Origin of the sequence: Neobacillus muris, from assembly GCF_943193175.1 — a bacterium.
Taxonomy (GTDB): Bacteria; Bacillota; Bacilli; order Bacillales; family Cytobacillaceae; genus Neobacillus; species Neobacillus muris.
Genome location: NZ_CALPDF010000005.1, coordinates 122570 through 136055, shown reverse-complemented (window position 1 = coordinate 136055; position 13486 = coordinate 122570). Strand labels below are relative to the sequence as shown.

Here is a 13486-nt window from a genome sequence, read left to right as displayed (position 1 = left end):
CTGTCGCATCCATTCATTTGTCGAATACTCTTCGACGTTATATAGGGCGTGATAGGCGCTTTTTTTGTGCAGATTGGGAAGGGTGTTGATTGCTGCCTAAGGGGCAGGCGAGATTTCAGTATGGTAATTACACAGAAAAAGTATTATATTAATCAAATGTGCCAAAATTGAAATAAACAAATATTCCTTTGGGAGGTCCAATATGGACAATAACGATATATTAATCAGACTGAGATATGCATTGGAAATAAAAAATAAAGAAATGGCAGAGATTTTTAAACTCGGCGGCATGGATGTGACGGTACCAGAAGTCATAAAGATTCTGATAAAATCGGACGATGATGCGGAGGAAAGTGATGATCAAATCAGATGCAATAACAGCATGTTGGATTCCTTTTTAAATGGCTTCATAATTTTTAAAAGAGGAAAACAAGAGCCGATACCAGGACAGCCTGTTACACCAGAGCCATCAATCAAGAAAAGCACAAACATGAATAATCTTCTGTTGAAAAAAGTGAAAATTGCCTTATCCTTGACCACCGAGGATATGCTCGATATCTTTGAAAGGGCAGGAATCACGGTTTCCAAAGGGGAACTCGGCGCTTTGTTAAGAAAAGAGGGACATAAGAATTATAAAGAGTGTGGAGATAAATTTGCCAGGAATTTCTTAAAAGGGCTGGCGCTCAAATACAGGGGATAAAGCTAGAATATGGGGTATAGGTGATTAGATGATACATACCTACTTAGGTGAAACCATACGTTTTGAAATCAAGTACAAAAATCGTAAATCGATTGCCATTTTGATTGATGGTTATGGCCATGTGGAGGTCCTGGCCCCAAAAGGGATAATAGATGAGAGCGTACATCAGGTGTTAGAGGAAAACTGGGGACCTATTTTACAAAAAATAAAAGAAAAGCAGGACCGGCTGCTTGGACCAGAGAAAAAGGCGTATAAATACGGTGAAAGTTTTCTTTATTTAGGGAAAGCCTATCCCATTGAGATTTTTGAGGATCACCATATCATGCAAGAGCATGTACTGTTCAAGGAAGAGAAGCTTCATATATACGTAAAGCAGCATGACACGGAAAAAATCAGACAAGCATTAAAGCGATTTTATTATCAGCAGTGTAAGGCGCTGGTGGAAAAAAGTATGGCTTCCTGCCAAAGCCATTTCAAAACCAAACCGCGTTCCATCCGTATCTCGGATAGCAAGACTACCTGGGGAACCTGTGATTCGAAGCGGGAGTTAACCTTCAATTGGCGGCTGGCAATGGCACCGCGGGAAGTAATCGACTATGTAGTCGTCCATGAAATGTGCCATATGATTCATCTGAACCATGACCGATCCTTCTGGCGCCTTGTCGGGAAAATCATGCCTGATTATAAAGAAAAAGAAAACTGGCTGGCTTTATCAAGCTGGAAAATGACGGTTTAGCAAAGCCCCGGGGGATGAAAAAAAGTTATCCATGCAGCTTGTTGAAGCGGGTATCAACGTTGGAGCATAGCCCGTGGAAGTGTCATTAAAATACTAAGTTCCATTTTTTAAGCATAAAATTGGAATAGGTATAGGAATAATCAATACTGATGGCAATCGGAACTTGTACATGTTGGACCGCTCCTATACGGTCTGCTTAAGGGGGGAGTTTATGTTTAAATATTTTTCTTTTAAAAGAAAACGAACAGATTCAAACCGAGTAAACTCCCTTATTGTAACAAAGTTAGATAGGATTATTGAGTTATTGGAACAGAAACAAAATGAAGGGGCAGGAAATACTTTTCATTTTGATCATGTCGAGTTGGATCAAATCGAAAACATGATTTTCCGGTTAGACAGTATTGAAATTGACCAATTGAGCGGGAAATTAATTATTGGCAATCATATTAGCAGCACAGAGGACTTGGCCAAAACACTTCACGAAAAGGTTGACAAGGAAATGGCAAAAAAACAAGTTCTGTCAGAAACCTCTTCCCTTGAAAAGAAAATGGAAAAAACCTCAAAGGGTTATCGTATCCGTAAGGAGGATATTCATTAGCCCCCGTACATAGTTGATTGTTCATTTTCTTTTACATATTTAGTTTGATGTCCTGGTCATTCATCACTCCGTCTACCATATCCTGATCATGAACGATATTTGCATTATCTTGGATGTGGTTTTTGTCTCCGTATAAATTCCCTAGCGAGTAATTGACTTTTTCGTTCGCATCCATTCCATTTATATGTCCTTTTCCAACGTTAATAGAATTACTATTCACCATGGCATTGACATTGATATTGTCAAGCGTGAAATGGGTTGTATGATCGTCATTTGGGTGTTCAAGATGCAGGTTAAAGTCACGGTCATCGATTGGAGTATCTACGATGTCAGGATCATTTAATAGGAAAAAATTTCCCAAGAGCAGATTGGATTCTCCGCTTATGCTGCCAACCACTTGATTTTCCTTCCCATGGGCATTCCAGCCAATCGCTGTGTTGCGTTCCCCAATAAATATCCCTGACTGTCTCTGCATGGTTTGCACCTTTATATCTCCATTAAAGTGAAAATGTGAGGATTTTAACATCTATGGTTCACCACATTTGTTTTTAAATTTGCTAATGGTAGCGTATGTTTATGGGGAAAAAAGCGTGAGACTGCCGCAAAAAAACATTGTGTCATTCGCCCATTAGCTGGAATATCCTACATAAGAGAAAGCAATGGTTAGGAGCGGGGAACTTATTCCTAAAAACTAGCTGCTGTTTTCATTTGACAAAGGGCTCAAAAGGGGAAGGGATTTCTATGATCAAATTGGCATTAGGGAACATTAACATCACTAGGATCGGCCCCTCGGCTGGAATATTTCTGGGTGAAAAAAATACTCTTAAAACTTTCCAATCTAAAAAAATTACCAACGAAGTAGTTGGAAAATTGGATGGGAATAGGAATATGATTTTGGAGAGTTATTGGATTATCGGCAATGGAAAACGGGAGGATGAGTAATTCATGGCTGCCACTATTCTATCTCCAACCTTTCATATCGGCTCGATCAAAATTGGGACGATTGAAAGTGCTTCCTGCTTTAGTATTGGCAACAATTTTTTGGAAGACTTTCAGAGCAGTAAACAACATAATCAAGGGTTAGGAAACATTCATGGCGATAAGAACAATTTTTCTCAAATGACTGCGTCATTGTCCAAACAGGGAGAGGAATCAACAGCCAAAAGTGAACAAAAGCCAGAGGCTGAAAAGGGATACCATAAAAGGGCAAAAACGAACAAACCCTCGTTGGATCAATAAGGGTTTGTTTTTTATCTAAGCAGGGAAGTCATTTATTTAACCTTATATATTCCCTGCAAGATTTGGTTTAATATCCTGATCAAAGATCACGCCATCGACTGCTTCAAAACTATCTGAAATATTATTTAAATTGCCCGTAACGGCATTGGCAAAACCATACATACCCCCAAGGTTCAAGTTGTATTTTCTGTTTGCATCCATCCCATTAATCACCAACTCACCTACCTGAACGACAGAGCTCGGCTGAAGAGAATTGACGTTCAAAGCTCCTAAAGTTATAACCGAGGGCACATTATTTCCTCCCATTCTTTCCTGTCCTGTAACTTATCTTATGTAATTGATGACTGCTTGTGAAAAGTCCAAATGAAAGACAAAAGCCATGATTTTTTTCAATCGCTATGATATTTTTAAATTATTCTAATGATTGAGGTGACGGAAATTGCGCAATTCTATTCCAGAAATGACGCTAAATGATGGTCTTACTTTGCCGGTGATTGGTCTTGGAACTTATAAGCTTAAGGGAAATGAAGGGGTCGCTGCCATACAGAGTGCAATCGATATGGGGTACCGGCTCCTTGATTCCGCATACAATTATGAAAATGAAGGAACAGTGGGAGAAGCTGTTCGCCGCAGTTCTGTGCCCAGATCAGAATTGCGAATCACCTCTAAATTGCCAGGACGCTATCAGGAGTATGATAAAGCCGTTACGGCGATTCAAGAATCCATATATCGCGCAAACTTAGATTATTATGATTTATACCTCATTCATTGGCCAAACCCGATTCAGGATAAATATGTCGAGGCTTGGCAAGCATTGATTGATGCGAAAAAATGGGGATTGATCCGTTCGATTGGGGTATGCAATTTCTTGCCAGAGCATATAGAGCGGCTGGAACAGGAAACAGGCGTAATTCCAAGTATCAATCAAATTGAATTGCATCCATTTTTTAATCAGGAAGAACAAAGAAAATACCATGAGGAAAAAAGTATCGCAACAGAATCTTGGAGCCCGTTTACCCGTGGATTTAAAGATTTACAAATTGATACACTGCAAACCATTGCAGAACGTCATAGCAAGTCAATTCCTCAAATTGTTTTGCGCTGGCATTACCAACTAGGGGCCATTTCCATTCCAAAGTCTGCATCGCCGGCCAGACAGCTTGAAAACATCTCGATTTTTGATTTTTCACTGAATGAAACGGAAATGGGGATGATTTCGCAATTAACACGAACTGATGGAAGGATTGCCAATCAAGACCCTGCTGTATACGAGGAATTTTAAAACTGTGTCCTTAGGGATAGTTTATTCGAGGGCGCTTAAAAATAAGAAGGCTATGATCCAAATTTAGGATGAAATGAGAGGTCTATTTCCATACTGGAAATAGGCTTTTTGTTGTTTTGGTAGTAATAAAGCTAGAGGTTAAACAAAACATTTAATAATATCTATAAAATGCTTGCTTGTGACGCAACGTAACGTAATAAAATGAATCCAGAGGAGGCAGCAGCATGAAAAAATGACCAAGAACAATTGCTTACTGTAGGTGAACTTGCCCGAAAAGGCGGTGTAACCGTGCGTACATTACAATACTACGATAAAAAAGGTCTTTTGACCCCCAGTGGATACAGTGAGGGGGGAAGGCGGATGTACAGCAGACAGGATATTATCCGGTTACAGCAAATATTGTTTTTTAAATCAATGGGCTTTACCTTAGAGGAAATTCGCGATCAAATCCTTCCTGCTGACTCGACTTATGAATTGGAGCAGATTTTTAAACAACAGCAACAAGTGCTGATGGAGCAGATCTCCCAACTCCAAGGGTCTGTTCATCAATTGGAGGATGTTTTATCTGAGCTTAAGCTGGGGACTGATGTGAGTATCGAAAAACTGCTCGCTATTTTGAAGGCTACCCAGAGAGGGAATCCTTATTCCTTTCTGATTCGGCACATGAGCCAACGACAGATGGAGTATTTCTCCAATCAATTTGAAAGTGAAGAGGCTGCCATTGAGTTCAACAAAAACTTTCGCGACATCACAGCTGAACTGATCGACTTGTACCAGCAAAAGGAAGACCCGGAAGGTCCCGCAGGCCAAGAGCTGGCAAATAGATGGTGGAGGAGGATGATGATATGATGCTGGTTTTCATATACTTTGCTTCAAAGTTGATCCTGCGGCGCAAGTATGAAACAGGGATATAAGTTCAGCTAAATAGCAGCTTAAATCTCAATTAAATAAAAGCAGATGGTAACGAGATTCATCAAGGTACCATCTGCTTAATGCCAATCTGGTAAAAAATACAGGCATAAAGAACGGCAATCAAAGCCGATCTATTTATGGATACATAACTGAAGTGAAGAGTGTATGGTTTTGACATTTTTTAAAATCAATAGTAGAATATTAATCGTATTATGACCTTAAGGAGGATTATTAAAAAATGACACACGCTATGAGACTTCGATTCCCAACTTTGAACAAGTAATTAAATAGTTCAAAGGCTCTGCTTGTGGCTGCAGAGTAAACGGGATAAGTCTGTCCTTTTTTAATAATCTTCATTTCATTATAAAAAACGTAAGTGAAGAAAGGCGGATGATTCTGCCTTTCTTTATTTATGTTCAAATTTCCTTCTTTCCTTATCAATAGAAGGTTTATTTGGTGACGGCTTCTAATCGCCCTGATCTAATAAAGATGGGTCTTCTTCCCTTTACTCGCAAATCACAGGCAGATCGCCTGTGATTTTTTTATGGCGAAAGGAAGATAAGCATGACGAAAAAAATAAAAAGCGCGGAATATGTCAGGGAAGTAGTGCCAGCATTAAAATGTCCAATCTGCGGCAGCACGATGCAGGTTGTGGATTTGAAAAGCTTATTATGTATGAACCGCCACACATTTGACTTTGCCAAACAGGGATATATCAACATGTCCGCTCATTCTATCAAAAGCAACTATGGTAAGGGATTGTTTGAGGCAAGACACAGCATCATTATGGAAAGCGGCTTATACGATGGGATGCACGAAACCATTGCAAAAATGATCCTCAGGCATCTGGATGTCTCTAATCCCTTAATGGTGGCAGATCTGGGCTGTGGCGAGGGTTCCCATCTACAAAGGATTATCGATGAATGCCAATGCTCTGGAATGACCGGAGTTGGGCTTGATCTGTCAAAAGAAGGCATTGTTTTGGCAGCAAAAAGGTATGAGGACCCAATTTGGATAGTAGGTGATTTGGCAAGATCACCTTTAGAAAGCCAATCATTTGATGTCATTCTAAATATCTTGTCCCCCTCCAATTACAAGGAATTTAAGCGGATATTAACTCCAGATGGTCTCGTCATTAAAGTAGTTCCGGGACCTGATTATTTAAAAGAACTGCGAGAAAGTCTTTTCCATCAAAATGAGAACAAGGTTATTTACAGAAATGATAAAACGGTGACGCTTTTCAAAAAGCATTTCCAGCTGCTGGATTCCATCCCTTTACGTTACTCAAGAAAACTTGCTAAAGCGGAGCTGAACCATCTGGGACAAATGACCCCGCTTGCCTGGAACGGAGATAAAGCACGCCTGGATGAGTTTATGAATCAGGATTCTGCTGAGATTACTGTGGACTTAGAAATATTATTCGGAACAAAGAAGAATGAAATAGATCCAAACACACTTGGGAAGTGGAGGTAATCAGCCATGGAAAAAGTATGTCTTGAATTAGAAAATATTGAACTCTCATTTTTAGATAAATTGGTATTAAATATCCCCAGGCTGGCCATTCATCAGTTTGATCGGATTGGCATTGTGGGGAAAAATGGAGCAGGCAAGAGCACCTTATTAAAATTGTTGGCCGGCCATATCACCCCGAATAAAGGGCAAGTAATCCGCTTTGTAGATTTTGCCTATTTTGACCAGCTGACAGCACCGGTTGAAAGAGAAGTCGATTATGAGTTAATTGGTAAACTGTCGATTCCATCGACCGAGATTGCCAATTTGAGCGGAGGCGAGCAAACACGGCTGAAATTAGCGCAGATATTTTCATGCTATCATGAAGGTCTATTGATTGATGAACCAACAACCCATCTAGATGCATCGGGGGCCCAATTTTTTATCAAAGAATTGGAATACTATTATGGCGCCTTGGTGCTTGTCAGCCATGACCGGTATGTTCTCGACAAGCTTGTGACGAAAATTTGGGAAGTCGAAGACGGCTGCGTAACGGAATATACGGGGAATTATTCAGACTATGTATTTCAAAAAGAACTGATGCGAAAACAGCAGCAGGTACAGCATGAGAAGTACCTGAAAGAAAAAAGCCGGCTGCTCAAAGCGGCAGAGGAGAAGATGAAGAAAGCGGAAAAAATGACGAAGGAAAATGGCCATATTTCCAAAAAAGAAACTAAAGCCAAGGCGAATAAGATGTTCATGACCAAATCAAAGGATACCGGCCAAAAGGCTATGCAGCGAGCGGCTAAGGCGCTTGAAAAACGAGTGGAACAACTGGATGCAGTGGAGGCACCGATAGAGGAACTGTCACTATATTTCCCTCTATCTAAGGCACTGGAACTGCACAATAAGTTCCCTATTATGGCCGATCGTTTAACGCTAAAGGCAGGTGACAAAACACTTCTTAAAGAAGCAAGCTTCCAATTCCCAGTAGGCCGGACCATAGCAATCACAGGAAACAATGGCACGGGGAAAACGACCTTGCTTCGCCATATTTTACGACAAGGAGAAGGGATAACCATTTCTCCCAAAGCAGTTATTGGATCGTATGGTCAAATGGACTATCAATTTAAGAAGGATGAACCGGTGCTCTCATATATGAAGGGGCGAAGCCAATATGATGAGAGTAAAACTCGTGCAGCTCTTCACTCCATGAATTTTACTGGCAATGATTTAAGGAAGAATGTACGGGATCTAAGTGGTGGAGAAGCGATTCGTCTCGTTTTGTGCCAATTATTTTTGGGCAGATACAATGCGCTGGTTTTAGATGAACCGACCAATTTCTTGGATGTTTTTTGTATTGAGGCGTTAGAGCATTTTATAAAGCGGTATGAAGGCACGGTTATCCTAGTGTCACATGATCGAATGTTTATCGATCGTGTGGCGGAAATGATCTATATCATTGAAGATCAACAGCTAAAACTAGCAAAATCTAATTTATGAATATAATCTTATAAAGCTAATGTAAATAGGATGAGCCTGTCACTGACCTTCGACAGTATGAGAGTGGTGACAGGCATACATTATCATAGAACCTGATGGAGATACAAAATGATTTTGAAATGTTTGCTTTGGAAGCTTTAAGGATGCAAAATAGGAGAACTCATAATAATTGGGGTTTAATTCGCAAATGAATTAAACTCCTCTTGTTTTTTTGATATACCTATTTATTGAAGGGAAAGAATTGGTGGTAAAATATGTTTAATATAATGATAAAGAGGATGGTATAATTGAACATTTTATGGGACTTTGATGGAACACTATTTGATACATATCCTGCTTATACGGGCATACTTTCTCAAGTTTTGGGAGAAACAGTGGATAAACACCAAATCTATGAAAAGTTAAAAATATCATACTCGCATGCCATTCAATTTTATAACATTTCAGGTGAACAGGAAGAAGAGATCAAAAGATTAAAGAAAAAATTAGCACCAGTAGATATGAAACCATTCAATGGAGTAGAGGAAATATTAAAATTTGCAACAAAAAATGTGATTGTCACACACAAGCATCGGGAAGGAGTCTTAGGCATCTTAAAATATTATGGTTGGGAAAAATACTTTGTGGATATGGTTACAATTGACGATGGGTTCCCCCGGAAACCGGATCCATTAGCATACATTCATTTGCACACGAAGCATAAAATCGACCTAGTGATTGGTGACAGAGAATGGGATTTATTACCCGCAAAAAAATTAGGAATATCAACGTGCATATTTCAAAATCATTCTGATGCTGCTGATTATAATTTAAAGGACTACACTGAATTTTTTAATATGGATCTTCCATTAGCAAGCAATACGAGCATAGACTAACAAACTGTGACAAAGGACCAAAACCGTCCTTTGTTTTTTTGTGGAATCTAAAAGGTAAAAGGACCATATAAGATTATGAAGGGAGGAGGTTACAACATGCAGCTAATGAACAATTTTTCTCGCCAGCGACCTAGTATGGTGTACATAATGACCAATAATGATGTCATGAACCAAATCATAGCCTATAGCAGGGACGGGAAAGGGATGCTCACCTATGCGGGTGCATACCCTACTTATGGCAGGGGCACTGGACCAAAGGAAGTCTCGACGCGACAACTAACGATGGTGTCGACCCCTTAACGTCACAAGGCGCTTTAACCTTGTCTCGAGATGGACGTTTTCTGATTGCTGTGAACGCAGGAAGCCATAGTATCAGCAGTTTCATTATTACTGACAGCGGGACACCTGTTCTGGCAGATGTAAAGCCATCAGGAGGTGCTCAGCCCAACAGTGTAGATGTATTTGGCCATCTTCTCTATGTTTCCAATGTGGGTCATCCCGCAAATAATTTTGCTTCCAATATCCTGGTTTTCATATAGATAATAGCGGGAACCTTACTCCTATTCATGGATCCACCCATTCTCTGATCACTTTCAATGCTCAGCCAGTACAGGTTCTCTTCACTCCGGATGGCAGTAAAATCGTTGTATCGGAGTTGACATCTAACCATGAATGATACGCTCATTGACATAGTTTATTTAGATAAGTAAGATTTATATAGTTAGAATTCTAATTAGTTTGAGGGAAGTGGATTAATTTTGGAAAAAGTCATTCATTCATCCATCGAAGAGGGACAGTTAGATAGCCGCATTAGCCGATTAGTTAAGGTAGCAAATAGAGCCATTCGTAAAGAGATGCAGGACCAATTAAATTCCTATGGAATTACGCCTGCACAATGGAGTGCCCTAGGTATCATATATAAGCATCCAGGCTTATTGGCATCTGAAGTCCAAACGATTCTATTAATTGAACGTTCGAGCGTCACAAGTCTAATCAATGGATTAGTGAAAAGAGAGCTTGTCTATAGAGAGGATCATCCAGATGACGGCAGATATAAAAGACTGTATTTAACGGAAAACGGGAAGGAACTCGCCCATCAAACGAAACACTTGGCAAGACTGATAGATGAAAAGATTGGCTCCGCCTACACATCTGAGGAGATTCAATTATTGAAGAAACTGCTCGTGAAAATGGTAGATAAATTAGAAAAGGAATAGAAAATTTTTTATGCAATTAGTTAGAACTCTAATTAATTTAATGGAAGCGTGCGAGGTGAGAGCTATCAAATTCTTTTATTTTAATAGAATGCAGGAACGTACCCAATTACTTTACAAGGGTTTAAACTCGATAAATGCCTTATTATTTAGATGGGATACGACTGAACAAGTCAATTGGGGGATTCTCATTATAAGTTTTATCGGAATGGCTGGTCCCATTTTCTTTGGTATCCTGTTTAATCAATTACATGCAAGTTTGCTTGCTTCGCTCGGTGCTATGTTTGTCACTCAAGGTTCATCCAGTCCAACACTGAAGAAGCTGGCAGCGGATTATCTTATGACCATATTAGCAGGAGCATCGTCGATATTTTTGGGAAGTTTGCTAGGTGGACAGAATTGGATTACGGCTTTAGTGATTGTATGTATTTCCTTTCTCGTGGCACTCATAACAGGTTTAGATAAGAAAATCGCCCGATTAGCCATTCAATTCTTGGTATTTTTCATTATTGGCACAGGATTAGGTTCAAATTGGGAGATTGGTCTCTCATTGAAATTTGCTCTTGTTTTTGGAATCGGAGCAGTGTGGAGTACGCTTCTCTTGCTGATCTTTAATTTTTGCTTTAAACGAGGAATCGGGCAGTTCCCTGCTTCTGCAAAAGCAATCCCGTTTAAAAAAATTTATCATCATTGGGTTCGGACATTGAGGCACTTTAAGGGGTGGGAGTTTCCGATTCGAATGGGGCTATGCATGATAACGGCTGAAGCGATTGGACTATTTCTGGGCCAAGAGCTTTCCCATTGGATACCGTTCACAGTGGCATTAATCACTCACCCACATTATTCATCTGCGTTGCAAAGGATCTTTCAAAGAGGTATAGGTACAGTTATGGGGGTTATGGTGGGAAGTATTTTACTTATCATCCCGCTGCCGCATGCAGCTATTGCCTTAATTGTTGGATCACTGGCTGCCTTTCGTCCTATTTTGAAGAAAAGAAACTATCTCCTTTATTCCATGCTTATGACGCCGTTAATGGTTATTAGTTCTAGTCTGCATAGCAATATGACAGGCGGCATTTTATTTGTTCGTTTACTAGACACGATTATTGGCTGTATCATTTCATTTTTGTTAGGTTACATCATTTGGCGGCGGAAAGCTAAGGCGACTTAAAAAGGAAGGAGTATTCGTCCTTGAAAAGGATAATACTCCTTATTGATCTATTATTAACATCTAACATATCTGCGCTTAAAACCAAGTATTCCCCGATCCAGATCCTTTTGAATCCTTTCGGAAACAAGCGAGGTGCTGCTCTTTTTATTCCCCTTCTTGATTTCAACTGGACCAACAGCCTCAGCCGCTTCAACAGCCTTATCATGTAACGGCACATAAGAAATTGCGGCGGTGTAGATAAAATTATTCATCGAGGATTTTGCCCGATTTGGAGCTTGGTGAATCGTATTTTTCACCTGATCAAGCATGCTGGCCAGCTTGCTTTCACTAAATTCACTGTCTGGCCGATTCCCTAAAAGCCAGCAATAACAGCTCCAGCCAGCTGACATTTTAAGTTCTTCCCCGCTTGCAATCCATTTATCTGCAACAGTTTGCGCAATATCGGTTTCTGCTAAAGTGACGGCGACCACAAAATCGGACAGCATGTAAAAATAAGCACGATCAATCCAACGCTCAAAATCCTCTTCCGTCATTGCTTTGGGGTCCGCAATGACGCCGGCAAAATACATGGCATCATAATTGCCGGTGGCGTAAAGCTGCTCGGCCAAAGGCTGATTGATCTTGATTTTTTTGGCGATTGGTTTCATTTTGCCTGTAGCTACGCCAAATAGCGGCTCGTGTGCACCATTGCTTATGTAAATTTTTCTATTTCGTTCGCTTCCAAGTGCCTCTAGTTCCTGCATAACTGTTTCGAAATCCATCTTCTTACACTTCCCTTCATTAACATATATCCTCTTCATTGTAACCGTTTCGGCTCGATTCTTTAACAAGCAATTTGGAAAAAGGCTATAGAATTAATTAAATTTTTGGAACAAGAAAGAATGTATCGTTTTCTCCTCTTTTTTCCTACTGTGATACAATCATTTGTAACAATGGATAGATAAAGGAGTGGAGACAATGGCTGAAGCAAATCGCAATAATATCGAACGCTTTACTGGTTTTGGCTCATTATACGATCAGAATCGCCCAAGTGCACCAAATGAGGTGGTGAAAATCATAACGGCATACTTGAAAGGGAGACCTAAGCTAGTGATGGATGTTGGCTGTGGTACGGGACTTTCTACGTTTCTTTGGCTCAATGAAGCGGATGAAATTATCGGAGTGGAGCCGAATGATGATATGCGCAATGTGGCCGTATCCCATTGGGAAGCACTCCAAAAACCGTTAAGTCTTAAGTTTGTGAAGGCATACTCCCACCAGTTGGGAATGCCGGATGAAACGGCAGATATTATAACGTGCTCCCAATCCTTTCATTGGATGGAACCAGAGTCCACTTTAAAGGAATTTGCCCGGGTTCTTCGTCCGAATGGGGTATTTGCCGCTTATGATTGTGATTGGCCGCCTGCCTGTGACTGGCGTTTGGAAGAACATTATAATAGATTGTACGCACTTGTCGACCATAAACTTGCCCAGCTTCTTCCACATGAAAGTAAAGCCCATAAATGGGATAAAGAGAAGCATCTGTATCAAATTGAACAATCAGGATTATTTTCATTTGCCAAAGAAATTGTGTTTCATAACTGGGAAACATGTGACGCTGTCCGTTATGCCAATATTGCCTTAAGCCAGGGCGGTCTCCAAACGGCATTAAAATTAGGTGTGAAAGAACTGGAAGGGGCATTTGAAGAGTTCAGAAGTCATGTTGAAGAAGTTTTTTCTGGAGAAACCAAGGATATTCTGTTTAGTTATCGAATGCGTATCGGGATTAGAAAATAATCGGACTAATAACCTTTTGTTTGGTGATATT

The 13486-nt window shown here is 40.1% G+C and carries 17 protein-coding genes and 1 pseudogene; 15 read left to right on the top strand and 3 right to left on the bottom strand.

Annotation, left to right across the window (positions count from 1 at the left end):
- Nucleotides 1-202: 202 nt before the first annotated feature.
- From NFS43_RS05805 to NFS43_RS05795, 3 genes are all read left to right on the top strand, one after another.
- Nucleotides 203-700, top strand: a complete 498-nt coding sequence (locus NFS43_RS05805) for a YehS family protein (RefSeq protein WP_251550415.1) — start codon at nt 203-205, stop codon at nt 698-700.
- Between the two features lie 28 nt (nt 701-728).
- Complete coding sequence (locus NFS43_RS05800) at nt 729-1436, top strand: M48 family metallopeptidase (RefSeq protein WP_251550413.1); 708 nt, start codon at nt 729-731, stop codon at nt 1434-1436.
- A gap of 211 nt (nt 1437-1647) precedes the next feature.
- Nucleotides 1648-2034 carry a hypothetical protein gene (locus tag NFS43_RS05795; RefSeq protein ID WP_251550411.1) on the top strand — a complete coding sequence of 129 codons (387 nt, stop codon included), beginning with the start codon at nt 1648-1650 and terminating at the stop codon, nt 2032-2034.
- Between the two features lie 31 nt (nt 2035-2065).
- Here the strand turns inward: NFS43_RS05795 and NFS43_RS05790 are convergent, their stop codons facing one another.
- The gene (locus NFS43_RS05790) at nt 2066-2560 is read right to left on the bottom strand and encodes a hypothetical protein (RefSeq protein WP_251550409.1); all 495 of its coding nucleotides are present in this window, start codon (nt 2558-2560) and stop codon (nt 2066-2068) included.
- Nucleotides 2561-2775: 215 nt separating this feature from the next.
- Here NFS43_RS05790 and NFS43_RS05785 point away from each other — a divergent pair, with 215 nt between their 5' ends.
- Nucleotides 2776-2976, top strand: coding sequence for a hypothetical protein (locus NFS43_RS05785; protein WP_251550407.1), 201 nt, complete (start codon nt 2776-2778; stop codon nt 2974-2976).
- A 3-nt stretch (nt 2977-2979) separates the two neighbouring features.
- Nucleotides 2980-3273, top strand: a complete 294-nt coding sequence (locus NFS43_RS05780; RefSeq protein WP_251550405.1) for a hypothetical protein — start codon at nt 2980-2982, stop codon at nt 3271-3273.
- 42 nt (nt 3274-3315) lie between these two features.
- On the opposite strand, the gene NFS43_RS05775 is transcribed toward NFS43_RS05780, so the two are convergent.
- Nucleotides 3316-3564, bottom strand: a complete 249-nt coding sequence (locus NFS43_RS05775) for a hypothetical protein (protein WP_251550403.1) — start codon at nt 3562-3564, stop codon at nt 3316-3318.
- Between the two features lie 148 nt (nt 3565-3712).
- On the opposite strand from NFS43_RS05775, the gene NFS43_RS05770 reads away from it, so the two are divergent.
- The 9 genes and pseudogenes from NFS43_RS05770 (at nt 3713) to NFS43_RS05730 (ending at nt 11679) form a co-directional block, all read left to right on the top strand.
- Nucleotides 3713-4555 carry an aldo/keto reductase gene (locus tag NFS43_RS05770; RefSeq protein WP_251550401.1) on the top strand — a complete coding sequence of 281 codons (843 nt, stop codon included), beginning with the start codon at nt 3713-3715 and terminating at the stop codon, nt 4553-4555.
- Between the two features lie 246 nt (nt 4556-4801).
- A complete protein-coding gene (locus tag NFS43_RS05765; RefSeq protein ID WP_251550399.1) occupies nt 4802-5404 on the top strand; it encodes a MerR family transcriptional regulator in 603 nt (200 codons plus the stop codon).
- 301 nt (nt 5405-5705) lie between these two features.
- Nucleotides 5706-5750 carry an erythromycin resistance leader peptide gene (locus NFS43_RS24580; RefSeq protein ID WP_108745583.1) on the top strand — a complete coding sequence of 15 codons (45 nt, stop codon included), beginning with the start codon at nt 5706-5708 and terminating at the stop codon, nt 5748-5750.
- 281 nt (nt 5751-6031) lie between these two features.
- Nucleotides 6032-6940 carry a putative RNA methyltransferase gene (locus NFS43_RS05760; RefSeq protein ID WP_251550397.1) on the top strand — a complete coding sequence of 303 codons (909 nt, stop codon included), beginning with the start codon at nt 6032-6034 and terminating at the stop codon, nt 6938-6940.
- Between the two features lie 6 nt (nt 6941-6946).
- Nucleotides 6947-8419, top strand: coding sequence for an Msr family ABC-F type ribosomal protection protein (locus NFS43_RS05755; protein WP_251550395.1), 1473 nt, complete (start codon nt 6947-6949; stop codon nt 8417-8419).
- Between the two features lie 287 nt (nt 8420-8706).
- Nucleotides 8707-9294, top strand: a complete 588-nt coding sequence (locus NFS43_RS05750; protein WP_251550393.1) for an HAD-IA family hydrolase — start codon at nt 8707-8709, stop codon at nt 9292-9294.
- 96 nt (nt 9295-9390) lie between these two features.
- Nucleotides 9391-9964: pseudogene (locus tag NFS43_RS24505) on the top strand (beta-propeller fold lactonase family protein); the annotation flags it as partial.
- Nucleotides 9965-10052: 88 nt separating this feature from the next.
- Nucleotides 10053-10511 (top strand): MarR family winged helix-turn-helix transcriptional regulator, encoded by a 459-nt coding sequence (locus NFS43_RS05735; protein WP_251550388.1) that lies wholly within the window; start codon nt 10053-10055, stop codon nt 10509-10511.
- Between the two features lie 88 nt (nt 10512-10599).
- Nucleotides 10600-11679 carry an FUSC family protein gene (locus NFS43_RS05730; protein ID WP_251550386.1) on the top strand — a complete coding sequence of 360 codons (1080 nt, stop codon included), beginning with the start codon at nt 10600-10602 and terminating at the stop codon, nt 11677-11679.
- 53 nt (nt 11680-11732) lie between these two features.
- On the opposite strand, the gene NFS43_RS05725 is transcribed toward NFS43_RS05730, so the two are convergent.
- A complete protein-coding gene (locus tag NFS43_RS05725; RefSeq protein ID WP_251550385.1) occupies nt 11733-12440 on the bottom strand; it encodes a DNA alkylation repair protein in 708 nt (235 codons plus the stop codon).
- A 196-nt stretch (nt 12441-12636) separates the two neighbouring features.
- Between NFS43_RS05725 and NFS43_RS05720 the strand changes: the two genes are divergently transcribed.
- Nucleotides 12637-13455, top strand: a complete 819-nt coding sequence (locus NFS43_RS05720; protein WP_251550383.1) for a class I SAM-dependent methyltransferase — start codon at nt 12637-12639, stop codon at nt 13453-13455.
- Nucleotides 13456-13486 lie beyond the last annotated feature (31 nt).